The organism is Gemmatimonadaceae bacterium (assembly GCA_036273715.1).
Taxonomy (GTDB): Bacteria; Gemmatimonadota; Gemmatimonadetes; order Gemmatimonadales; family Gemmatimonadaceae; genus JADGGM01.
On sequence record DASUHB010000069.1, the window covers coordinates 132,387 to 155,285 of the forward strand.

Sequence of the window (22,899 nt, forward strand, 5' to 3'; positions counted from 1 at the left end):
ATCGTCAGTCCACGCGCAGGGCGGCCATCGGATCGAGACGCGCCGCGCGACGGGCGGGAATCCAACAGGCGAGGAGCACCATGGCCGTCAGCAGCGCGGCGGCCACGGCGATCGCGCGCGCATCGAAGGCGCCGACACCCTCGAGCTCTGCGCGCACCAGGCGCATCGCGAGTACCGAGGCGGCGAGTCCGGCGCCGGCGCCCCCTGCGCCTAACGAAAGCCCTTCGCCGATCACGAGCCATGCGATCGCCCGCGGCCGGGCGCCGAGTGCGGTGCGCACCGCGAGCTCGCGCCGGCGCTGCAACACGCCCTGCGCCACGACGCCGTACAAGCCGACCGCCGCCAGCACCAGCGCCAGCGAGCCGAACGCTCCGATCCACAGGCTCGCGAGTCGCTGGGGCTCGAGCGTCATCGCGATCACACTCCCCAGTGGCCGCGGTTCTTCGACTCTCGCCGAAGGTGCGATGCCCGCGACGATGCGGCGGATCCACGCCGCGGACACCGGCGCGCCGTCGCGCGTGCGCACGAGCAGCGACAGATTGGTCGGTCGCTCCTGCGTGTATGGGACGTACATCACGAACGGCGGCTCGGCGTCGGCGAGCGAGGCGTGCTTGGTGTCGGCCACCTCCCCGACCACGAGCAGCGGCGGGCGCGGCGCGCCGGAGAGGTTAGGCCACACGAGCAGCTTGCCGATGGGGTTCACACCCGGCCACAGCGCCTCACCGAGGCGGCGGCTCACGATGACGACGTGCGCGGCGTGCTCGTCGTCCGCCGACGTGAACTCTCGACCGCGCAACAGTGGAATGTGCAGCACAGCGAAGAGCGCCGGCGACACGTTGTCCATGTAGGACCTGATCGGAAAATCGAAGTCGTGGCCCGCGAGCTGCTCGCGCGATGGTTCTTCACCCGCGCGAAAGACCGACGCGCGCGTCGACCACTCTTGCGGCGGCGGCGTGGTGGTGAGCGCGGCGGCGGCCACGCTCGCATTCCGTCGCACGTTGGCCAGTAGCTCGCGGAAAAACGCGAGCTGTCCCGCGCTGTCCAACCGTGCCGTGTGCGGGTCGATCCAGGCGTACGTCACGCCGGGCACATCGAAGCCCGGGTCGGCGGCGAGCATGTGCTGCATCGCATCGAATACCGCGGCGGCTGCGCCTAACAAAACGAGCGAGGCGGCCACCTGGCCCGCAACCAGCAGCCGCTGCAGGCGCGACCGGCGCCGCACCGCGCCGGCCGCGCCATCCTTGAGCACCGCTCCCGGCGACAGGTGCATCGCGTGCGCCACCGGCGCGAGCGAGACCAGCACGGCGACGCCTAACGCAAGCAGCGCCGCCGCGAACACCACGCGCCAATCCAATGACAGATCGGGATTCGGCATCGCCACTATTGTGTGGACCACGGGGGCCCACACGACCAGCTGCGCGAGCCCCACGCCAAGCGCCGCGGCAGCCACCGCGAGGATGGCGCCCTCAATGGCCAGACGTCCGGCGAGCGACGTGCGCGACGCGCCGAGCGCCAGACGCGTCGCCAGCTCGCGCCGGCGCGCCGCCGACCGAACGAGCCCGAGATTGGCGACGTTCGCACAGGCGATGAGCAGCACCATGGCGACGGCTGCGGACACGAGGCGCGGCAGCCGCTCCACGTCGCTCCGGTCGTAGCTCGCCATGCCCGCGCCGGCGAACACGCGAACGCCGCGACCGCGATCCTCCGCATACGTCGCCGCCAGGCGGCTCATGATCAGGGACAGCTCGCGCTGCGCCTCCGCGACCGTGTGTCCGGGCGCCAGCCGCCCAACGGCGCGGAACCAGCCGTCGCCGCGACGGGCGGTCGGGTCGCCCTCGTTAGACACCGGCTGCAGCATCGTCAGCGGGATCCAGAGATCCATCGGATACAGGTTCATCGCACCGATGAATCCTTTCGGCGCGACGCCGATGATCGTGAGCGGATAGCCATACACATCGAGCGTCGAGCCGACCGCCGATACCGCTCGGCCGAATCGCTGCTGCCAGAACCGATAGCTGATCACGACCACCGGCGCGATCGTGCGCGGCACGACATCCGATGGTGCGAGCAGCCGCCCCGCTGCCGCGCGAACGCCGAGCACGGAGAAGAACTCGCCGCTCACGTAGTTCACCATCGCGCGCGTGTCGCCGGCGGCGTCGTGCACCTGCATCGGCGTTCCGTTGTAGGCCGTTAGGCCAGAAAGCGTGTGGGTCTCGCCGCGAATGTCCCGAAAATCGGGATAGCTCATTTCGCCGAGCGCGCCCGATGAGGCCACGACCTCAACCGATACGAGCTGCGCGGGCGCACGCACGGCGGGCAGCGGGCGCAGCAGCGTGCCCTTGAAGATGGTGATCATGGCCGTGGCGCCGCCGATGCCGATGGCCAGCGTCAGAATCGCCGTGCTCGTGTAGACAGGTGAGCGCGCGAGCGAGCGCAGCGCGTGTCGCACAGCGCGAACGGCGTTGGAGATCGATTCGCCGACCCAGGCGTCACGCGTCTCGTCTTTCACGCGCTCGATTCCACCGGTGGCAAGGAGCGCGGCTCGCCGCGCCGCCTCGGGTCCGGCACCTGCCCGCTGATGCTCGGCCGCGAGCAACGCGACGTAGGCGTGCAGTTCCTCGTCCAGGTCGAGCTCGGCGCGCCGCCGGTGGGCGACGGTTCGCCAGATGTGTCGGACCATCGAGATGGGGCGCATGCGTGTCGCCGTCCCGGTCTATGCGGATTCGAGCGCGGCGCGCATCGCGCCGGCCACCCGTTTCCACTCGTCGGTTTCGGCGGCCAACTGGCGCCGGCCGGCGGGCGTTAGGCGGTAGTACTTGGCGCGGCGGTTGTGCTCGGATGCTCCCCACGAGGCCGCGAGCCATCCGTGCTGCTCGAGGCGATGCAGCGCCGGAAAGAGCGAACCCGGCCGAACGCTGTACGCCCCGCGCGTGATCTGCTCGACGCGCCGAGAGACCGCGAGTCCATGCAGCGGCTCGAGGCTCAGGGCCTTGAGGATGAGCAGGTCGAGGGTTCCCTGTAGCAGCGGCGTCTGCGGCATCTTCACTCGTATAGGGTGTCTACACGAGTATGCCGCCTGCCCTATCGAATGTCAATAGGAGCGGCGAGCACAGCAGGGCGGCCGCGGTCGGACGGCGCGTGGTGGTCCCCGGACCGGCCACGGCGCTCGCACATGGTTAGGCGCCGGGCTTTGACGCGGGATGCGTCGGGCCAATATGTTCGTGCTATCCCAGGTTCCTCTCTTCTCCGGACTCGAGCATGCGCCCACTCCGCTTCTTCCTCGTCCTGCCTGTACTCCTTCTCGGCGCGTCGCTTCCGGCGCAGCAGCCATCGACCACCGGGCCGTATCACGTGCTCAAGCGGGCTCGAGTGGGCGGCGACGGCGGGTACGACTACGTGTACGCCGACGTCGCCGGCCGGCGCCTCTACATTCCGCGCGGCGGTTCGCGCGCCGAACCGGCCACGGACAGCACGCCCGCCAAGGCGGCGGTGCCGGGCCGGATCACCGTCTTCGATCTGCAGACGCTGGCTCCGTTAGGCGAGATTCCCAATAGCGGCGGCCAGGGCGTCGTCGTCGATCCCAAGTCCGGCCACGGCTTCTCGAGCAGTCCCGCCGTGACGATGTTCGACACCAAGTCGCTCACCATCATCAAGCAGATCCCGGTTGCCCCGGCGCGGCCCGACGGCATTCTCTTCGATCCGTTCAACCGGCGCGTCTACGTGTTCAGCCATCCGACACGCAACGCCACCGTCATCGACGCCAAGGACGGCACGGTGCTCGGTACCGTCGACCTGGGCGGCACGCCGGAAGAGGCGGTAACCGACGGGCACGGCACGATCTACGATGTGATGCAGGACTCGGCCGGCAGCGTGACGGTGATCGACGCCAGGACGATGCGCGCCACCGCGCACTATTCGTTAGGCGACCACGGCCGCTGCAATGGCCTGGCGCTCGACGACGCGCACCACGTGCTGTTCGCGGCCTGCGCGCAGTCGGGCAATCCGCCGGCGAATCCTCCGCAGCCGACGATGGTGATCCTGAGCGCGAGGACCGGCGCGATCCTGGACACGCTGCCGCTGGCCGGCCGGTCGGATGGCGCCGTATTCAATCCGGCGACCGGGGAAGCGTTCAGCACCGGCGCCAACGGCACGCTGACGGTGGTCAAGGAACGGAGTCCGACGGCGTTCGCGGTCGAAGAGGACCTGCCAACGATGAACGGCGCGCGCACGATCACGCTGGACACGAAGACGAATCGCATTTTCACGATCAGCCTCGAGCGCACCCCGCCCCCGGCGGGCGCCGAGCCGGGAAGCCGGGCCTCGTTCGGGACGCCGGTGCCGGGCTCGTTCACCATCCTCATGATCGGCCGTTAGGCATTCGGTGAACGAGACGGCATCGGACGCGCCGCGCTCCCGGTACGCCGCGCTGGCCGCGTCGGCGTTCGCGTTCGTCGTGGTGATGGGCATCGTCAACCTGTTCGCCGACATCACGTACGAGGGCGGCGGCAGCATCAACGGCCCCTTCATGGGATCGTTAGGCGCGGGCGCCGCCGCCATCAGCATCGTCGCCGGGCTCGGCGAGTTCTTGGGGTACAGCCTGCGCGCCGTGTCCGGTTGGGCGGCGGACCGGACCGGCAAGTACTGGGCGCTCACGTTCGTCGGCTACGGCATCAACCTGTTCGCCGTGCCGGCCATGGCGTTCGCCGGCAACTGGGAAATCGCCGGCGTGCTCATCCTGACCGAGCGCATCGGCCGAGCGATCCGCAAGCCGACCGTCGGCGCGATGCTGTCGTACTCCACCGGCGCGCTGGGCCGCGGGTGGGTGTACGGGCTCAACTCGGCGCTCGACGAAACCGGGGCCACGATCGGACCGATCATTCTCGCGATCGCGCTGTCGCGCGGACTCGGGTATCGCCACGGCTACGCCCTGCTCTTCATCTCGGCCGCCTGCGCGATCGCCGCGTTGGTGGTGGCGCGCGTCATTTTTCCGGTGCCATCGCGGCTCGAGACCGACAGCGACCGGCGGGCGGCGCCGGCAGGCTTCACGCCGTCGTTCTGGCTGTTCATGTTGGCCGCGGGATGCTTCGGCGCCGGCCTCATGAGCTTCGAGTTTATCTCGTTCCATCTGGCGAGCCGGCACGTGGTGTCGCTCGGCTGGATCCCGCTCTTCCTGGCTATCTCGACCGGCGTGGGCGTGTTCGTCAACCTTGCGTTAGGCAAGCTGTACGATCGCGCCGGCCTGCGCGTCGTGCTCGTGGCGGTGTTCGTGAGCTCCCTGTTTTCGCCGCTCGTGTTCCTGGGCGGTTTCGGCGCCGCGCTCGTCGGCCTCGTGCTCTGGGGTGTCGGCTACGCGACCCAGGACACGCTGCTCAAGGCCGTGCTCGCCGGCATGCTGCCCGAGGGGAAGCGCAATCTCGCGTTCGGGTTGTTCTACACCGGCTACGGCGTCGGCTGGCTGATCGGCAGCGTCGTGACCGGGCTGTTGTATCGCAGCTCGATCCCCGCCGTCATCGTGTTCGCGATGGCAGTGCAGCTCGTGTCGATTCCAATTTTTATCCAGGCGGACAAAAGGCGGAGACTGCCGGACACTGCCTGACACGGTGCGCGTTTGTCCGGCAGTGTCCGGCAGTATCATAGCTTGCTCCGCCTTTCGCTTTTGTCCGTTAGTGTCAGAGCTTGGTCCGTCTTTTAGCCGCCGCGCAACACGTCCATCGGTTCGAACGCCGCGGCACGGCGCGCCGGGACGTAGCTCGCCACCAGCGCCACGCCGCAGAGCACCACGAGCACCGTCGCGAACGCGATCGGATCGGTGGGGCTCACCTGATAGAGGAGCCGCTTGAGGACGCGCGTGGCCGCCAGCGCCGCCACACCGCCGATAATCGCGCCCACCAGCGACAACGCCACTCCCTGCTTCAACACCAGATGCACGATCTGCGGCGCCGAGGCGCCCAACGCGACGCGAATGCTGATCTCGCGCCCGCGTTGGGCGACGAGATACGAGATCACGCTGTAGACACCGAGCGTTGCCAGCAGCAGCGCGACCGCCCCGAAGATGCCCACGAGGAGCAGCATGAATCGCTGGCTGTCCACCGACCGGCCGATGATGTCCTCGACGGTGAGAAACCGCATCGGCACATCGGCGCGCACCTGCGGGAACGCGCGCCGCGCCGCGGCAATCGCCCCGGCTTCGTTGCTTGCCGCCATGATCACGAACATCTCGTTGCTGTTGCCGGGACGCTGATCGAAGTCGACGTACGCCGCGGGCAGAGGGTCGGCCGCCAGGTCCTGCTCGCGCGTATCGCCGACGATGCCGACGATCGTCATCGGCGTCAGGTCGCCGTCGATGTTGCCGAATTCGATCACCTTGCCCATGGCATCTCCGTTAGGCCACCGCTTGTGCGCCAGCGCCGCGTTGATCACGGCGACTTCCGGCCCGCCCGCGCGGTCGGTCGCATCGAACACCCGACCCGACAGTACCGGGATCCCCATCGCCTTGAAGTAGCCGCCGGTGGCCGTGCGATAGGTCGCGTAGCCGGTGCGCGCCTTGTCGTTGAACATCCCCTCGAGGGCGCTCGGCGCGAGCTTGATGCCCGCGTTGTCGAGCACCAGGAACTCGCCGTTGCTGCTGCCGTTCGAGAACGGCGGCGCATCGGAGATGCCGACGCTCGTCACGCCCGGAATGGCGAGCGCGCGCTCGGCGAGCTGCTGATAGTACACGGAGCGGCGGCCGATGTAATTCGTGTCGCGCGGCTCATCGAAGACGGTGCCGGCCACCACCATGCCGTGCGTGCGAAATCCCGGGTCGATGCTCATGAGGCCGACGAAGCTGCGCGCGAGCAGGCCGGCGCCGATGAGCAGCACCACCGTCATCGCGAGCTGCACGACGACGAGCGAGCCGCGCACGCGATAGCTCGCGCCACCGCCGCCTTGCGTGCGCTGCGACTGTGACAGCGCGGCGCGCAGATCGCCGGCGGTGCCGCGCCACGCGGCGACGAGTGCTAACGCAACCGCCGTGGCCGCCGAAATGACGACGGCGAACACGAGCACGCGCCAATCGAGCGACAACTCTCCCACGCGCGGGATCAACGCCGGACGCAGCACGAGCAGCATCTTCATCCCCGCGGCCGCGATCACCATGCCTCCCAGGCATCCCACCGCGGCCAGCAGCGACGTTTCGATCAGCAGCTGCTGCGCAATCCGCCCCCGCCCGGCGCCGATGGCCACGCGTACGGCGATTTCACTCTCGCGCACCGCCATGCGCGCGATGAGCAGGTTGGCAACGTTCGCGCACGCGATGAGCAGCAGCACGGCGGACGCGCCAAGGATGAGCAAGAGGAGGACTTTGACGCTGCCGATGATCTGATCGCGCAGTGGAATCGCCGTGCCGTCAAGCGTCCACGTCGCATCGCCGACTGCCGCGTGCAAGCGGCGCAGCACCATCGAAACGTCGCGTGTCGCGGCCTCGGTCGTGACGCCGTCTTTCACGCGCGCGATGACGTTCCAGTTGTGCGCCGTGTAGCTGGTGGCTTCGCCGAACGGCTCGCGCGGATACCAGGCATCGGTGCCGGCGGGAAATTCCTTGCCGGCCGGCAGCACGCCGATGATCGTGATCGGCGTTTCGCCGCTCTTGATGATGGTACCGATCACTGACTCCGATCCGCCAAAGAGCCGCATCCAGAGGCCATGGCTGATCAGGATCACCATGGGCGAACCCTTCTGTTGGTCTTCCGGCGCAAACGATCGACCGAGCTCGGGGCGGACGTTCAGCACGCGAAAAAACTCTTTCGACACCCCGGCCGCGGTCACACGCGTCGCGGTGCCGTTCGTGGAGAACGACATGTCGCCGGTGTTGTACTCCGCCGCCGCGCTCAGCGTATGGTTTTCGGCGAGGAGATGGTCGAACGTCGGATCTGCGAAGTGCAGATGGCGCCCGTTGGCGTCGATGCCCCACAGTTGGACCAGCTGCTGCGGATCGGAGAACGGCAGCGGTTTGAGCACGACCCCGTTGACGACGGAGAAGATCGCTGTCGTGGCGCCGACGCCCAACGCGAGCGTCAGGCTTGCGATGAGAGCGAACGCCGGGGACCGGCGCATCTGACGAAGCGCGAATCGCAGGTCCTGGGCGATGCTGGAAAGTCGTTCGCGAGCTTGCGCGCGTTGCATGTGCGGCACCTCCAAGGCGACGCAGTAGTCGTGCAGGTCCTGGACGTCTCCGAATTTCCGTTGGGCTTGAGCGATCGCGTCATCGTGGGACCGTCCCGCACGTTCGAGCGACTGGACGCGCATCGCGACATGGAAAGCCACCTCGTCCTCCAGGTCGCGCGTGATCTGCCCGCTCGACGCGGGCAGTCGGAACGCGCGGCGAACACCGGAGGGCACCTGCATGATCAGCTCGACTCGATGATTCGGCCCACCGCGAGGGCGTACCGCTTCCAGGTCTCCGATTCAGAGCGGAGTCGCGCGCGGCCGCGCGTTGTGAGCGAGTAGTACTTCGCTCGGCGCTTGTTGTCGGAGAGTCCCCACTCCGACGTGATGGCACCGCTTTCCTCGAGTCGGTGGAGCGCCTTGTAGAGCGCGGCATCCACGATCACGAGGTGGCCGCCGCCGCGGTGCTCGATCCATTCGGCGATGGCGTAGCCGTGCATGGCGCCCCAGGAGAGGGTCTTGAGCACCAGCACATCGAGCGTGCCGTGCAGGAGGTCACTGGCGTCGCGAGGCATCGTTCGTCCACTAACGAGGTTTGGGCAACGATAGTTTCACCGCTCGCGGAACGCAATCGCTGGGCTGAACCCGGACGGGACAATGTCCCCCGCGACAGCATCAGAGAGTTTTTGCCTACTTTGTAGGCAAAAACTCCGTGATGCTCCGTCGAGCATGGCCGGGCTCGCGGATGCCCTATCGCTAGTCGGCGCGCATTGCGATCGCCGGGTCGGCCCATGCGGCGCGCAGAGCCGGACCGAGAACCGCGGCGGCGGTCGCCGCCAGCTTTGAAGCTTCCCTTCGAGATGACGATCCCGCAGGACGCGCCGAGACGGGATATGTTGAAAGACAACCGCGCCACGGCAGTCGGCGGCGCGCGAACACTTCGACCGGGATCGGACCATGCTCGGCACTCGCCCGTTAGGCACAAGCGGCCTCACCGTCTCCGCCATGGGCCTCGGCCTCATGGGCATGAGCTACGCCTACGGCACCACCGCCGACCGCGATGAACGAGAGTCCATCGCCACCATCCATCGCGCGATCGAGCTCGGCGTCACGTTCCTCGACACCGCGGAAGCGTACGGCCCGTACGAGAACGAGAAACTCCTGGCCCGCGCGCTCAGATCGTTAGGCGGAGACGCGCGCGACCGCGTGATGATCGCGACCAAGTTCGGCTTCACCTTCGGCGACGGCGCGATCAACGGCGTGAACAGCCAGCCCGCGCACATCCGCCAGGTCGTCGACGCGTCGCTAGAGCGCTTGCACACCGACCGCATCGACCTGCTCTATCAGCACCGCGTCGATCCTGCGGTGCCGATCGAGGACGTCGTCGGCACGATGGCCGAACTCGTTCGTGCCGGCAAGGTGCGCTTCCTCGGCCTGTCGGAAGCGGGCGAGTCGACGATTCGTCGTGCGCATGCGGTCCACCCGATTGCCGCGCTGCAGAGCGAATACTCGCTCTGGGAACGCAACCTCGAGCCCAAGCTCATTCCCCTGCTCCGCGAGTTGGGCATCGGACTCGTCGCGTTCGCGCCGCTGGGCCGCGGATTCCTCACTGGACACGTCCAGCGCGCCGAGGAGTATCCGCAGGGCGACTACCGCCGCGGCGATCCGCGCTACCAGGGCGCCAACTTCGATGCGAACATGCGCGCCGCGGCCGCCGTACGCGAGGTGGCCTCCCGAAAGGCGGCGACACCTGCGCAGATCGCGCTGGCGTGGCTGCTGTCGCGCGGACCGGACATCGTGCCCATTCCCGGCACCAAGCGCCGCTCATACCTCGAAGAAAACGTCGCCGCGGCCGACATCCGCCTAACGTCAGACGACGTCGGGCAGCTCGAGCGCGCGCTCGCGCCGGGCCAGGTCGCCGGCCCGCGCTACGGCGTCGCGCAGATGGCGCAGATCGATCGGTAGTCGCTCAAGACGCTGAGCCTTGGGTCGCTGCATGGCTACGGCACGGTACTATCGCCTCACGGCGGCCGGCCGCTAACAACTCGGCGTCGAGTCGTCGGCATTCGCGCGCGCGATGCGCGCTTCGGCATCCGGACGCTCGGCCGCAGCCCAGCCTCGGCACTGCGGCAGGACTGAGCCCGCGACGGCTAACGTGCGCGAACGGCTATTCCGCCCGCATCGCCCGCGACGGGTCCACCGACATCGCTCGGCGCGCGGGAATGAACAACGCCGCGAAGGAGATCGCCGCGATCACACATGCCGCGAGCGCGTAGCTCAACACGTCGATCGGCGCAACCTCGTAGAGCAGCGAGCCGAGCGTGCGCGAGAGAAGCGCGCCTGACGTCAACCCGATCGCCAATCCCGCGAGCACCAGACGGCCGCCGTGGCCGTACACCAACGCCAACACATCGCCACGCTGCGCACCAAGCGCCACCCGGACACCGATCTCGCGCGTCCGCTGAAAGACGCTGTACGACACGAGACCGTAGAGTCCCACCGCGGCCAGCAGCAGCGCCAGCGCGGCGAAGGCCGCCAGTACTCTGCTCTGCACGCGCTGTCGCCAGAGCGACTGGTTCACGGCGTCATCCATTGTCTTGACGTCGTACAGCGCCAGGCCGGGATCCAGGTCGTGCAGGGCGGCACGCATCGCCGGCACGATGGCATAGGGATTCGTTAGGCGCGTACGCACGACGAGCACCTGCGAGCGCGTCGGTAGCATCCGATACGGCATGTACAGCGCCGGCCCCATCGGCTGCGGCAGGCGGTAGTGGCGGTAGTCGCGCACCACCCCAACGATCGTCACCCACGGCTGGCCGCTTTCGGGCGGCGCGAATCGCACGCGTTTGCCGATCGGATCTTCGTTTGGATACGCACGCCGCACGAAGCTCTCGTTCACGACCGCAACCGGCGCAAGCGTGTCGCGGTCGGCCGCGGCGAGCGCACGTCCTCGGACTAACGCAACGCCCAGCGCCGGGAAGAAGTCCGGAGACACCACCTGGAAATGCGACTCGAATTCTTCGTTGGGCCGCGCCGGCGGCCGACCGTCAAACCAGACGTCGCTCTGCACGTCCCATCCGCTGAACGGAATGCCCTGCGCCGACCCGACGACGCGTACACCAGGAATCGCGCGCACGCGTGCCTCGAGATTCGTGAACAACGCGATGCGCCGCGCACTCGCCTCGTAGCCCTGGTCGGGCAGTGTCACGCGCGCCGTGAGGATTCCGGCCCGATCGAACCCCAGGTCCGTGTGTGTGTAAGCCCGATAGCTGCGAACCAGCAGCGCGCCGCCGATCACCAGGACGGTCGAGATGGCGAGCTCGGCGACCACCAGGATCGAGCGGCCGCTCACGTGGGCGTCGCCACTGCCGCCCGTTCGTGCGCGCTCATCGCGTAGCGCGCGATTCACGTCCAGCTTCGTCACGCGCAGCGCCGGCACGACACCGCACAGCACCGCGGTCATGACAATCACGAGCGCCGAGGCGGCGAGCGCCCGCGCATCCACGGTGAAATCGAAATAGAACGGGACGCCGTTCGGAAACGCCAAGCGCGCCAACCGCACCGCCCAGATGCCGGCCACGGCGCCGGCGACGCCGCCCGCAACCGCGATGAGCGCGCTCTCCGTGAACAATTGCCTAACGAGATCGCCGCGCGCGGCGCCAAGCGCGGAGCGCAGCGCAAGCTCCCGGCCACGCGAGATGCCGCGCACGAGCGTCAAGTTCGCCACGTTGGCGCACGCGATCAGCAGCACGAACGCCACCGCGCCGAGAAACACGAACAGGGGGCGCCGGAAGTCTCCCGTGAGGTCCTCGCGCAGCGTCATCACCTCGGCTGCCCACCCGGTGTTCTCGTTGGGAAATTCGCGCTGCAGTTGGGCCGATACGCGCGCCAGGTCCGTCGTTGCCTGCTCGACGGTCACGCCGGGTCGCAGCCGGCCGATCGCACCCGCGTATTCGCGATTGTTGCGCGGTTCGCTCGACGGCCCATCGGTCGCGAACGGCATCCAGAACTGGCCGACATCCGGGAAGCTGAATCCGGGCGGCATCACGCCGGCGACGAGATGCGGCCGACCGTCCATCGAGATCGTACGTCCGACGATCGAGCTGTCGCCGCCGAAGCGCCGCTGCCAGAGTCCGTAGCCGAGCAGCACGACGTCTGACGATGCGAGGCGCTCCTCTTCCGGCCGGAATCCTCTGCCCAACATCGGCCGGACGCCTAACAGCGAGAAGAGATTCGCCGACACCGCGGCGCCGGACACGCGCTCGCTCTCGCCGGTCGTGATCGTGATCGTCGCCCAGGTCCAGATGCCTAACGCCAAGAGCGACCGGTTCTCGTCGCGCCAGGAGACATAGTCTTTGTAGGAGACGTTCACGCGGTGATAGTCGTGCGACACGTTCTGCGCGTACACGGACACGAGCTGCCGCGCATTCGGATACGGCAGCGGCCGCACGAGCATCGCGTCGACGGCGGACAGGATCATCGTCGTCACGCCGACGCCAAGCGCGATGCAGACGATGGACGTGATCGCGAAACCCGGACTCTTCAGGATGGCGCGGAGCGCGACGCGCGCGTCGCGTGCCACAGCGGCGACGAGGTCGCGCGCACTCTGCCGGCGCTTGTACGCACGCTCCATTCGCACGGCCTCATCGCGCACACTGGAGACCTGGCCAAAGCGTTGCATGGCGCGCTCGCGTGCGGCGATGGGGTCCAACCCTGCCGCGACGTACTCGGCGACGCGACGCTCGAGGTGATACGCGATCTCATCGTCGATGTCGCGCTCCACACCGCGCGACATCAGGCGCGCACGCCAGCCGCGTCGATGCGATCGGTCGTCTCGCCGCATCGGTTCTTCGTTAGACCGGGTTGGCCGGCGCCGAGAGCGCCGCGAACACCGCGGTCGCGTACCGCGTCCAGGTGTCGCGCTCGACGCGCAGTTGCGCCCGGCCTTGCGCGGTGAGCTCGTAGTAGCAGGCGCGTCGTCCGTTGTCCGAGACGCCCCACGACGGTCGCACCCACCCCTTGCTCCGCAGCCGGTGCAGCGCGGGATAGAGCGTGCCTTCGCCGACGTTCAGCACGTCGCCGGTTGCGCGCTCGATCCAGCGCGCAACGTCGTAGCCGTGGCTCGGTCCCCACGACAGCGCTTTGAGCACGAGGACGTCGAGGGTGCCGCGGAGAATGTCGATCGATGCGGGCAGAGGGCACTCCCATTTGGTTTCGATGGATAGGATGCGAGGCCTTCCATCGAAGCGCAAGGGGGCGGTCAGCCCGTGCGGTGGTACCTCCTGACGGTCTTTCGGTTAGGCGCCGAGTGTGATGAGGCCGAGCCGGCCTGTCCCGCTGAGGGCGAGCCAGAGGCGGCCGCGCGCCGCGTCGAGCGCCATGTTGCGGACGACCGCACCCTTGGTCGGAATCGCGACCACCTCGGCGACGCGATCGGCGTTCGGGTCGAACACGATCACCTGATTCGTCCCCGCCTCGTCGTACCAGAGACGGCCGTCCGGCGCGATGGCGATGCCGTAGGGGCCGGCTTCCTTTCCGCCGGGCGTCGCGAACTCCCGCACGGTGCCCGTGGCCGGATCCAGCACGCCTAACTTGTGCTGCACGTAGTCGGTGAACCACACACGACCTGTCGCGTCGACGACCAGCCGCCGCGGACGCGCGCCGGCATCGGGCAGCGTGAACTCGCGCAATGCGCCGCTCGATGGATCGATGCGGCCGATGACGTTCGTGCCGAACAAGGCCATCCAGAGACCGCCATCGTGGCCGGCCACGAGACCGTACGGCAGCGCGTGCGGCGTCGCGAGCGGAAAGATGCGGACGTGGCCCGTTGCCGGATCGAGCTCGCCGTACAGATTCGAGCCTTGCGCCGTGAACCAGATCTTGCCGTCGTGAAAGAGCGGCGTATGCGGGTCGCGCGCACGGGCGGGCAACACGTATTCACGAATCTTGCCCGTCGCGGGGTCCAGCCTGCCTAACCGGCCGGCGGCGTTCGCCGTGTACCACACGGCCCCGTCGGGCGCGACGATGATGCCGTGCGGGCCCGATCGCGGCGTCGGCGTCGGGTAGTCCGTGATCCTGCCCGTCGACGGATCGAGCCGCCCGATGACGCTGTTGGCCATGTCCGTGTACCACACGATGCCATCGGCGCCGACCGCGGGGTCGTGCGGGAATGCGTTAGGCCGAGGGATGGCGTACTCGGTGATGTGGTGCGCGGGCGGGAGCGGCAGCGGGCGCGCGGCGGCGAGACCAAGCGTGAGCGTCGTGACTGCAACGATCGGCGACGTGAAGCGAAGCGAGCGGCGCATCGGGGAACCCTCCGCGGGCGAGCGAAGCGAAGGCACAAAGATCGTGCCCGTGCCGGTGATACGCGCAAACGAAGCAAATGCTTACATCAACTATCTCCGCAACCCGGCCGCATGCGCAAGAAGGCGAGCGCGACGCAGATGTTTTGTGTCACGCTCGTGCGCGCCGCGTCAAAGTTTGCGCCGCACCGCTTGCATTTCCGGCCGGCGCTGGTGAGCATGAGGGTCCACGATCATTTGCAGGAGGGACACATGGCCAAGGCGAAGAGAACGGTACCCGAGGGGTATCACACCGTCACGCCGCATCTCACCATGGCGAACGCGGCCCAGGCGATCGAATGGTACAAGAAAGCGCTCGGCGCCGAGGAGGTGGCGCGCGCGGTGGGGCCGGACGGCAAAGTGCTGCACGCGCAGATTCGCATTGGCGATTCTGCGATCATGCTCAACGATGACATGATGGGCGGCAACACGACGAAAGATCACAACGGCTCGCCGGTGTCGATCTGGCTGTACGTCGACGACTGCGACACGCTATTCAATCGCGCGCTCAAGGCAGGCGCCAAGGTTGCGCCCGGCGGCATGGGAGAAATGGCGGATCAATTCTGGGGAGATCGCTGCGGCATGATCGTGGATCCCGAGGGTTATTGGTGGACGATCGCGACCCACAAGGAAGATCTGACCCCGGAGGAAATGAAGACGCGCACCGAGGAGTTCATGCGGCAGATGGCCGGCGCGCATTAGCCGACTCCCGTCCCGATTTCGACATTGTCCGTCGGCGAGCGGGTTCGTCTCGTCGACCATGCGAAGGCCACTGTCCAGTCTGACGGTGGCCTTCGCGATCGATGGCAATGCGTTGGGCCTTCGAGCAGCCGCCTGACACGGGCGGCGTCGACCGCTCGACTCCGAGCGAGCACTTCGGCACGACTCGCGCGGCGATTCGCCCGCTCCGCGAGATGACCGCCTCAGCGGTTGGCCGCTCGCGGCGGCGCCGGCCGTGCCTAACGGTGCGGCGCGACAACCATGCGACCGAGGATGGTAAGCGATGCCGAACCACCAGCGGAATTATCGGGCGATACTCGAGCGCAACGTCGGATTCGATGGCAACACGCGCTGGCTGCGATACGCCAGACGCAACGGATTCAAGGAGGTGAAGGCGGAACGCGTGCGGCGATGCCCGGACTGCGGCGGGCGCCCCAAGCGAAAACCCTGGGGCCAGTACGTCCATTTCAGCACGCTGATTCATCTCCTCGAGTGCAGCCGGTGCGGGCTCGTTTGGTCCGACGCGCGCATCGATCCGGGTCTCGTCCGCAGGCAATTCGAGGTCATGTACAATGGCGAGAAGTACTTTCGCTTCTCGAGACGCCGCATATTCAGGCACTTGGCGCGCGTCATCGACGATCTCGCGCCGCGCGGCGCACACGTGCTCGACATCGGCGGTGCGCGCGGCGATCTCATGGCGCATCTCGTCGAACGGCGTCCGGACCTGTACGTGGTCGTGAACGACATCTCTGCCTCGGGGACCAAGGCCGCGAACGAGCAACATGGATTCCCGACGATCACCGGCGGCGCGCAAGCGCTCGACGAGCACGAGCGGCGTTACGACATCGTCGTGCTGAGCGACGTCCTGTACTTCGAACCCGACATCCGGCGTCTCTGGTCTGCGTTAGACAAGCTCGTCGCGCCCGGCGGCACGGTGATTCTCCGCCTGCCGCACAAGTGGCCGCTCATCCGGCTGTGGCAGCGGTGGTATCGCGCCACGCGCTCGCGTGCCCGGCAGCGGCTGCAGCATCGCATTCGCTTTTTCAACCCCGAGCACATCTTCATTTTCCGTCGCCAGTATCTGCGCGCGCGCCTCGCCGCCATGGGCTTTGGGCGGATTCGCGCGATGCCGTCACCCGTCCTCGCGCATGCGGGCACGCGCGCGTTCGACGCCGCGGCGTACGCCTTCGCCACGCTGCTCTACTGGTTGACCGCCGGCGCCCTTGCGGTGACGCCGAGCATCGTGGTCGTCGGCGCCGCCCGCCGCGCCTAACGCGATGCATCCAGGCCGTCGGATGGCCCGGCGTGCTGCTTGGCCTGTTCTATTCGACGAGCGCCGCCGCCGGGTCGGCTCGCGCCGCCCGCCTCGCCGGCAGGTAGCTGGCGAGGACGGCGACCACGCAGAATAGAGCGGCTACCCCCGCGAACGTGACAGGGTCCAACGGGGAGACGCCGTACAACCATCGGTCGAGCGAATGCATCGCTCCGAGTGTGCACGCCAAGCCGACGATCGTCCCGATCGCCGCCAGTCGCAGCGCCCGCACGACGACGAGCCTGACCACGCCGCCGGCGGAGGACCCGAGAGCGATACGCAACCCCATCTCCTGCCGGCGCTCGTTCACGACGTACGACATGACACCGAATATGCCGACGGCGCCAAGCGCCAGCGCGACTAACGCAAACACCGTCACTAAGCCAGCGGTGAACCGGGCGCCGGCAACCGAGTTGTCCACGACATCGTTCATCGTCCGCACGTCGCTCACCGGCACGCCGCGGTCGATGTCGTGGACAATGCCACGAATCGCCATGCCCGTGGCTGCGGGATCACCCGCGCCGCGCACGACGATCCATAGCTCAGTGCCGACCATGCTGGTGCGCTGCGCCCACGGCATGTACATCGTCGCGCTCGACGTGTCGCGCAGGCTGTCCTGCTTGGTATCGGGCACCACGCCGACGACCGTGATCCAGGGGCTGTCGAACGGATAGCCGATGCGTTGGCCGATGGCATCGCCATTCGGCCAGAACCGCCTCGCGACACTCCTACTAACGACAGCCACCAGCGGCTCACCCGGACGATCCGCATCCGTGAACGATCGTCCGCGCAGAACCGGAATCCCCATGGCCGCGAAGTATCCCGGACTCACGGTTTGAAAGTGGTCGACGATCGGCAGCGCATGCTTCACGTCTTCGAACTGTCCCTGGACGCGGATCGCCTGACTCCAGACCGGCTCGGCGAGCGAAAGCTGGTTGACTAACGCAGCGCTCGTGACGCCCGGCATGGCGCCCACGCGCTCGAGCACGTCGGCATAGAAGTTGGCCAGACGCTCGCTGCCGGAGGTGTACGTCGCCTCGGGCGCCGAGATGCGCGCGGCAACGACGTGAGCGGGATCGAATCCGGGGGCGATCGATCGAAGCGCGGCGAAACTGCGTACGAGAAGCATCGAAGCTGCGACGAGCATGACGGCGAGCGCTATTTCACCGCCCACGAGCCACGCCGACACGCGAGCGTGCGACCTGGACGCCGTCGCTCGGCGGCCAAGCATGGCGCCCGAGGCGGACGCGGCCGCGGACGTGGCGCGAATCGCCGGCACGATGCTGAACACGATGCCGGTTGCAATGGCCATAACGAGCGCGAAGCCCAACGCTGTGCCGCTGACGCCGATTTCATTCGCTCTCGGAAGGCCCGTCGGCACCGCGGTGACGAGCGCGTGTACGGTTAGGACGGCAAGCGCGACCCCGGCAACCGCACCAACGGCGGAAAGCAGCAGGCCTTCGGTCACGAGCTGTCGCGTCAGACGGCCGCGGCCGCCGCCCAACGCCGCACGCACGGCGAGTTCGCGTTCGCGGGAATTCGCTCGAGCGAGCAGCAGATTGGCGACGTTGACGCAGGCGATGGCCAACACGAACAGCGTTGCGCCAAAGAGCATCCAGAGGAGCGGTTCGCTGCTGCCGACGACATCTGCCTTGAGCGGCGTCACCGTCGCATCCCGGCGATACTGGGGGCCGGGGTCCCAGATCGGGTTCGATGTACGCAGTGACGGCCACACCACGCGCAGCTCGCGCCGCGCCTGATCGAGCGTCGTGTTAGGCGCGAGCCGGCCGACGAACTCCTTGCCGCCCACGCCCCACATGAGGCCGATGTTCTGCGGATCGATGACGTACGGTCGCCAGTACTGAACGTCGGCGTTTGGATAGCGGAACGAGGGGCCCATGACGCCGATGATGGTGTATGGCAGCCCCTCGAGCGTCACCTTCCGGCCGATGACGTCTCGGGCGCCGCCAAACTCCCGGCGCCAGGTCGCGTAGCTCAACATCAACACATGAGCGTTGCCGACCTCGCCGTCGTTAGGCGTGAACCCGCGGCCGAGCATCGGCGCGGCGCCGAGCAACGGCATGAGGTTCGGCGTCACGGCGACGCCCGTCAGGCGCAGTGCGTCGCGGCCGTCGTCAACCGGATCGGTTGTCGGATCCCATTCCGCGAGACCGGTAATCGTGCGCAAACGCTCCCGGAGCGCCAGGTACTCTCCCGACGATCCCTGTCCCAGCGTGACCAAACGATCGGGCTGCGAGTATGGCAGCGGCTGCAGCACCACCGCATTGAGCACCGAAAAGATGGCGGTGTTCGCTCCGATTCCAAGCGCAAGTGTGAGAGCGGCAGCAATCGTAAATGCCGGCGCGCGCCGCAGCGCCCGCCAGCCGAATATGATGTCCTGCACGAAGTCCGCGAGATACTCGGCCCGTCGCTCGGTCGCCCGCTGCCGTTCGTCATGCCTGACCAGAATAGAGCGAACCGCCGCGATGTCGCCGAACCGTTCGACGGCGTCGCGGCGCGCATCCGCCGCCGACATTCCGAGCGCAAGGTTGCGCTCGATGCGCGACTGGATATGAAACGCGAGCTCCTCGTCGACATCGCCGGCGTCGTCGGGGCGCAGAAAGCCCGAGTACCGGCGGCGATGCGATCCGCGACCATCGCTCATGCGAGCGATGGCTCCGCCCGCAGCACGCGTGTCACGGCGTGGGAATACTCGAGCCAGATCGACGCTTCGGTGCGAAGCAGCGCGCGACCGGCGCGCGTAATACTATAGTAGCGCGCCCGCCGATTGTTCTCCGACACGCCCCATTCGGAGGTAACGAGCCCGCGATCCTGCAGGCGGCGGAGGGCCGGGTACAGCGACCCCTCCTCGATGCGAAGCACGTCGCCCGTCGTATCCTCGATCCAGCGCGATATCGCGTAGCCGTGCGCACGGCCTAACAGGAGCGACTTGAGAATGAGGATGCGCAGGGTGCCCTGGAGCAGGTCACCGGGGTCGCGAAAGGCTGGCATGTTCATCGTCCCTTGGCAAGTCTACATGACGATATGCCGCCCGTCCCTCCCCTGTCAAGACTATGGGCCGAGCGGGCCCGGTGACAGGCGACTGAATTGCCGCCACGGCACCACGCCGACGCGGCCGGCCGCTACGAGCTTCGAAGAACGTCCAAGGGGTCGAGCCGCGTCGCGCGACGGCCCGGGATGTATGCGGCGACGACGGCGACCAGCACCAGGAACGCCGCCACTGCACCAAAGGCTGTCGGATCCGTAGTACTCACGCCAAAGACGAGCGACGCCATCACGCGCGTCAGCACGAAGCTGAGGACGATGCCGATGGCAATGCCGGCGAGCGACAAGCGCATGCCTTCCCCAACGACCAAGCCGAGCACGTCCGCCTGCTGCGCGCCGAGTGCGATGCGGACGCCGATTTCCCGCGTGCGCTGCGTCACCAGATACGACACGATGCCGTACACGCCAAGGGTGGCCAACACGAGGGCCGCGCCGGCGAACGCCGCGATGATGAAGAGGGTGAAGCGCCGGTCGGCCACCGACGATGCGACCACGCGGTCAATGGTCCGCACCTGAACGGCGACATCCGGCCGTAGATCGTGCACCACGCGCCTAACGGAGGCGATGATCGTCGCGGGATCACCGGTCGTGCGGACCACCAGCGAGAGCGGCCAGTACGTGGCGAGGCGCTGCGGATAATACGCATAGAAGGTGGGTGGAGGCGCGGACGCGAGGTCGTCATCGTGGACATCCCCCACGACGCCGATGACCGTAAACGATCGCGGGTCCGAGTCCATGCTGTATCCGACCACTTTGCCGATCGGATTCTGCCCCGGCCACGCACGGGCGGCGAAGCGCTGGCTGACGACGGCCAGCGGCTGGCTTCCAACGCGATCGCGCGCATCGAAGAGGCGCCCCGCTTCGAGCGGGATGCCTAACGTGCGGAAATAGTCGCCATCGACGACCACATAATTCGCGTATCCCTTGCGCGACGCCGGAAAGGTGAGCCACGCGTTCGCGGGGACAGAGTCGGTTGGCGCGTCGAGGAGCACGTAGCCGCCGTCCGGCGGAGAATTGGCGATCGGCACTCCGGTTCCCGCCCCTACCCCGCGCACTCCCGGCAGCGCACGCAGACGATCGATCAGCGTGTTGTAATACGCGAGCCGTTGCTGTTGGTCATCGATGCTTGGCGCCGCGTCGACCACGGCCACGCGCTCCGCGTCGAATCCCGGGTTCACGTGCAGCAGATTGAGAAAGCTGCGTCCGAGAAGCGCCGCGCCGGTGAGCAGCACCACGGTCAGCGAAAGTTGGGCGACGACTGTCGCCCGGCGGAGTCCCGCACCCGAGGCGGACACCGATCGCGAGCTGGCAGAGAGCGCATCGCGCACGTGTTGTCCGGCGATGCGCGACGCCGAGAGCGCTCCGAGCGCCAGGGAGAGGAGCGCGGCAATCGCGACCGTGAAGGCGAGCGCCTGCCAGTCGACCGTGATTTCTCCTACGCGAGGCAGCGCCGACACCGGCGCGGCGACAACCAGTCGCACGATGAGCAGCGCGAGCCACACGCCGGCGAACGCGGCCAGCCCCACCAGCACCGATGACTCCACAAGCACCTGCCGAACGAGACGAGACGGCGCGGCGCCGAGTGCCACCCGAACGGCGAGCTCGCTGCGGCGGACGGCGAGTCGCGTCGTCATGAGGTTGAGCGCGTTGGCCAAGCCGATGAGCAACAGGAATCCTGACGCGCCCAGGAGCATGAGGAGCCGCGGACGAACGCCGCCGACCATCTGCTCGCGAAGCCCAACGAGCATCGCGTCGGACATGGTCGTCTGATTGCCGTACTCCACCTTCATCGCGCGCGAGACTGCGCTCAGATCGCGCTGGGCGGCGTCAATCGTGACGCCGGTGCGCAGCCGCGCGATGACGGCGTAGCCTTGCGATGTGCGTCCGGTGCTGGGCGGCAGCAGCTCCATCGGCACCCAGATCTGATTCCCTTCCGGATAGTCGACGGTGGCAGGGAGCACACCCACGATCGTATAGCTGTCGTTTCCCCAACCGATCTGCCGTCCGATGGCGCGGCGCGCGTCGCCGAATTGAGCGCGGGAGAAGGGTTCACTGATGACCGCCGCCCGTTGTCCGCCGAACCGTTGCTCTTCGGGCACGAACAGACGGCCTAACCGCGCGTGCACGCCGAGCACCTTGAAGAAGTCACGGGTGACCGGCGTCACGCGAGCCAGCGTTGGGCCGGAGGGCATCTCGACCGTGCTCGTTCCCGTCCAGCCGGACAAGAGCGCCATGGCGGCGAAACTGCGCGTCCGATCGGCCCAGTCGTGGAAGTTAGGCTGCGAGACGGAGTTTCGTGCGCCCTTGTCGCTGATCTGGTACAGGCGAACGATGCGCTTCGATTGCGGATAGGGCAGCGGCCTGAGCACGACGCTGTCGACGATGCTGAAGATCGCGGTCGTCGCCGCGATGCCGAGCGCGATCGTGACGATGACAATGGCGGCGAAGGCCGGCGCGCGGCGCAGCATGCGGAGCGAGAAGCGCACGTCCTGGCCGAGGTGCTCGAGCCATCGCCCCGCGACGTGCCACTCGTCGCGCGCGACTTCCTGCACCAGGCCGGCGTTGCCGAACTCTCGGCGCGCATGCGCGGCGGCGTCGCGCGGCGACTCGCCGCGTGCCATCCGGTCGCGCGCCGACATCTCCAGGTGCGCGCGCAGCTCGTCGGCGAGGTCACCGGTTAGGCGGGCGCGGCGCCCGGGGAGCCAGTCGAGGAGGCTCATGCATCCTCCGCGGCGGGCGGGTGCATGAGGCCGGCCATGGCTTCCGACATCCGCTCCCACCGCGAGCGTTCGGCCGCCAGGCGCTTCCGCCCCTTGGGCGTCAGCCGATAGATGCGCACACGGCGCTCGGTGTCGGAGACGCCCCATGCGGCGGCGATGGCGCGCTGGCGGAGCAGGCGTTGAAGCGCGGGATAGAGCGATCCCGTTTCCACCTGCAGCACGTTGGCGGTTTGCGCGCGGATGAGGAGCAGGAGGCCGTAGCCGTGGCTCGGTCCCCAGCGCAGCGCCTGGAGGATGATGAAGTCGAGCGTGCCTTGGAGGAGCTCGATGCGCGAGGTCGGGGCCGGCGAGCGGGCCATGACGCCTCCATATGTAGATGCCCTACGTACGATGGGTAAGCTGTCTACGCATGGGCAGGGCTGTCAAGGCCGGCACCGGGATGCGCCGTGTCCGACGCGATGGTGCGCCGCCAGGCACCTGTTGGTGTCCGGACGCGCGGATGACGTCAGGCAGCGCGAGGGCGAGTGCCGCGGCTGGCTGTTCGTGGATCGCTCGCCGAGCGGCCACCGGCGGTGGTGCCGCGTGGCCGACTCTG

The 22,899-nt window shown here is 67.9% G+C and carries 16 protein-coding genes; 5 read left to right on the forward strand and 11 right to left on the reverse strand.

The window, feature by feature from the left end; genetic code table 11:
- Window positions 1-4: 4 nt before the first annotated feature.
- A complete protein-coding gene (locus VFW04_16495) occupies window positions 5-2,695 on the reverse strand; it encodes an ADOP family duplicated permease (protein ID HEX5180932.1) in 2,691 nt (896 codons plus the stop codon).
- An 18-nt stretch (window positions 2,696-2,713) separates the two neighbouring features.
- On the reverse strand, window positions 2,714-3,040 hold the full coding sequence (locus VFW04_16500) for a PadR family transcriptional regulator (protein ID HEX5180933.1): 327 nt from the start codon (window positions 3,038-3,040) through the stop codon (window positions 2,714-2,716).
- 218 nt (window positions 3,041-3,258) lie between these two features.
- Here VFW04_16500 and VFW04_16505 point away from each other — a divergent pair, with 218 nt between their 5' ends.
- Window positions 3,259-4,374: a hypothetical protein gene (locus VFW04_16505; GenBank protein ID HEX5180934.1), complete on the forward strand. Its 1,116-nt coding sequence runs from the start codon at window positions 3,259-3,261 to the stop codon at window positions 4,372-4,374.
- Window positions 4,375-4,381: 7 nt separating this feature from the next.
- The gene (locus tag VFW04_16510; GenBank protein HEX5180935.1) at window positions 4,382-5,596 is read left to right on the forward strand and encodes an MFS transporter; all 1,215 of its coding nucleotides are present in this window, start codon (window positions 4,382-4,384) and stop codon (window positions 5,594-5,596) included.
- Between the two features lie 92 nt (window positions 5,597-5,688).
- Here VFW04_16510 and VFW04_16515 read toward each other — a convergent pair whose 3' ends face one another.
- Both VFW04_16515 and VFW04_16520 read right to left on the reverse strand, forming a co-directional pair.
- Entirely contained in the window at window positions 5,689-8,385 is a 2,697-nt protein-coding gene (locus VFW04_16515; protein HEX5180936.1) for an ABC transporter permease, read from the reverse strand.
- A gap of 2 nt (window positions 8,386-8,387) precedes the next feature.
- Window positions 8,388-8,720, reverse strand: coding sequence for a PadR family transcriptional regulator (locus VFW04_16520; GenBank protein HEX5180937.1), 333 nt, complete (start codon window positions 8,718-8,720; stop codon window positions 8,388-8,390).
- 382 nt (window positions 8,721-9,102) lie between these two features.
- Between VFW04_16520 and VFW04_16525 the strand changes: the two genes are divergently transcribed.
- Window positions 9,103-10,110: an aldo/keto reductase gene (locus VFW04_16525; GenBank protein HEX5180938.1), complete on the forward strand. Its 1,008-nt coding sequence runs from the start codon at window positions 9,103-9,105 to the stop codon at window positions 10,108-10,110.
- Between the two features lie 202 nt (window positions 10,111-10,312).
- Here the strand turns inward: VFW04_16525 and VFW04_16530 are convergent, their stop codons facing one another.
- From VFW04_16530 to VFW04_16540, 3 genes are read right to left on the reverse strand one after another with little or no spacing between them, the layout of a single operon-like run.
- Window positions 10,313-12,940 (reverse strand): ABC transporter permease, encoded by a 2,628-nt coding sequence (locus tag VFW04_16530; protein HEX5180939.1) that lies wholly within the window; start codon window positions 12,938-12,940, stop codon window positions 10,313-10,315.
- A 58-nt stretch (window positions 12,941-12,998) separates the two neighbouring features.
- Window positions 12,999-13,397: a PadR family transcriptional regulator gene (locus VFW04_16535; protein HEX5180940.1), complete on the reverse strand. Its 399-nt coding sequence runs from the start codon at window positions 13,395-13,397 to the stop codon at window positions 12,999-13,001.
- A 45-nt stretch (window positions 13,398-13,442) separates the two neighbouring features.
- Window positions 13,443-14,450: a hypothetical protein gene (locus VFW04_16540; GenBank protein ID HEX5180941.1), complete on the reverse strand. Its 1,008-nt coding sequence runs from the start codon at window positions 14,448-14,450 to the stop codon at window positions 13,443-13,445.
- Window positions 14,451-14,699: 249 nt separating this feature from the next.
- On the opposite strand from VFW04_16540, the gene VFW04_16545 reads away from it, so the two are divergent.
- Window positions 14,700-15,188 (forward strand): VOC family protein, encoded by a 489-nt coding sequence (locus tag VFW04_16545; protein HEX5180942.1) that lies wholly within the window; start codon window positions 14,700-14,702, stop codon window positions 15,186-15,188.
- A 301-nt stretch (window positions 15,189-15,489) separates the two neighbouring features.
- On the forward strand, window positions 15,490-16,479 hold the full coding sequence (locus VFW04_16550) for a methyltransferase domain-containing protein (GenBank protein ID HEX5180943.1): 990 nt from the start codon (window positions 15,490-15,492) through the stop codon (window positions 16,477-16,479).
- 49 nt (window positions 16,480-16,528) lie between these two features.
- Here VFW04_16550 and VFW04_16555 read toward each other — a convergent pair whose 3' ends face one another.
- From VFW04_16555 to VFW04_16570, 4 genes are all read right to left on the reverse strand, one after another.
- Window positions 16,529-19,183 (reverse strand): ABC transporter permease, encoded by a 2,655-nt coding sequence (locus VFW04_16555; GenBank protein ID HEX5180944.1) that lies wholly within the window; start codon window positions 19,181-19,183, stop codon window positions 16,529-16,531.
- Entirely contained in the window at window positions 19,180-19,530 is a 351-nt protein-coding gene (locus VFW04_16560) for a PadR family transcriptional regulator (GenBank protein HEX5180945.1), read from the reverse strand. Before VFW04_16560 ends, VFW04_16555 begins: the two co-directional genes overlap by 4 nt.
- 131 nt (window positions 19,531-19,661) lie before the next feature.
- On the reverse strand, window positions 19,662-22,304 hold the full coding sequence (locus tag VFW04_16565) for an ABC transporter permease (GenBank protein ID HEX5180946.1): 2,643 nt from the start codon (window positions 22,302-22,304) through the stop codon (window positions 19,662-19,664).
- A complete protein-coding gene (locus VFW04_16570; GenBank protein HEX5180947.1) occupies window positions 22,301-22,663 on the reverse strand; it encodes a PadR family transcriptional regulator in 363 nt (120 codons plus the stop codon). The genes VFW04_16565 and VFW04_16570 overlap by 4 nt, the downstream gene beginning before the upstream one ends.
- Between the last annotated feature and the right edge of the window lie 236 nt (window positions 22,664-22,899).

Excerpts from the sequence above, each read along its gene's own strand:
- VFW04_16495 (HEX5180932.1), bottom strand. The coding sequence starts at position 2,695 with ATGCGCCCCATCTCGATGGTCCGACACATCTGGCGAACCGTCGCCCAC.
- VFW04_16500 (HEX5180933.1), bottom strand. The coding sequence starts at position 3,040 with ATGCCGCAGACGCCGCTGCTACAGGGAACCCTCGACCTGCTCATCCTC.
- VFW04_16505 (HEX5180934.1), top strand. The coding sequence starts at position 3,259 with ATGCGCCCACTCCGCTTCTTCCTCGTCCTGCCTGTACTCCTTCTCGGC.
- VFW04_16515 (HEX5180936.1), bottom strand. The coding sequence starts at position 8,385 with ATGCAGGTGCCCTCCGGTGTTCGCCGCGCGTTCCGACTGCCCGCGTCG.
- VFW04_16520 (HEX5180937.1), bottom strand. The coding sequence starts at position 8,720 with ATGCCTCGCGACGCCAGTGACCTCCTGCACGGCACGCTCGATGTGCTG.
- VFW04_16525 (HEX5180938.1), top strand. The coding sequence starts at position 9,103 with ATGCTCGGCACTCGCCCGTTAGGCACAAGCGGCCTCACCGTCTCCGCC.
- VFW04_16530 (HEX5180939.1), bottom strand. The coding sequence starts at position 12,940 with ATGTCGCGCGGTGTGGAGCGCGACATCGACGATGAGATCGCGTATCAC.
- VFW04_16540 (HEX5180941.1), bottom strand. The coding sequence starts at position 14,450 with ATGCGCCGCTCGCTTCGCTTCACGTCGCCGATCGTTGCAGTCACGACG.
- VFW04_16545 (HEX5180942.1), top strand. The coding sequence starts at position 14,700 with ATGGCCAAGGCGAAGAGAACGGTACCCGAGGGGTATCACACCGTCACG.
- VFW04_16550 (HEX5180943.1), top strand. The coding sequence starts at position 15,490 with ATGCCGAACCACCAGCGGAATTATCGGGCGATACTCGAGCGCAACGTC.
- VFW04_16555 (HEX5180944.1), bottom strand. The coding sequence starts at position 19,183 with ATGAGCGATGGTCGCGGATCGCATCGCCGCCGGTACTCGGGCTTTCTG.
- VFW04_16560 (HEX5180945.1), bottom strand. The coding sequence starts at position 19,530 with ATGCCAGCCTTTCGCGACCCCGGTGACCTGCTCCAGGGCACCCTGCGC.
- VFW04_16565 (HEX5180946.1), bottom strand. The coding sequence starts at position 22,304 with ATGAGCCTCCTCGACTGGCTCCCCGGGCGCCGCGCCCGCCTAACCGGT.
- VFW04_16570 (HEX5180947.1), bottom strand. The coding sequence starts at position 22,663 with ATGGCCCGCTCGCCGGCCCCGACCTCGCGCATCGAGCTCCTCCAAGGC.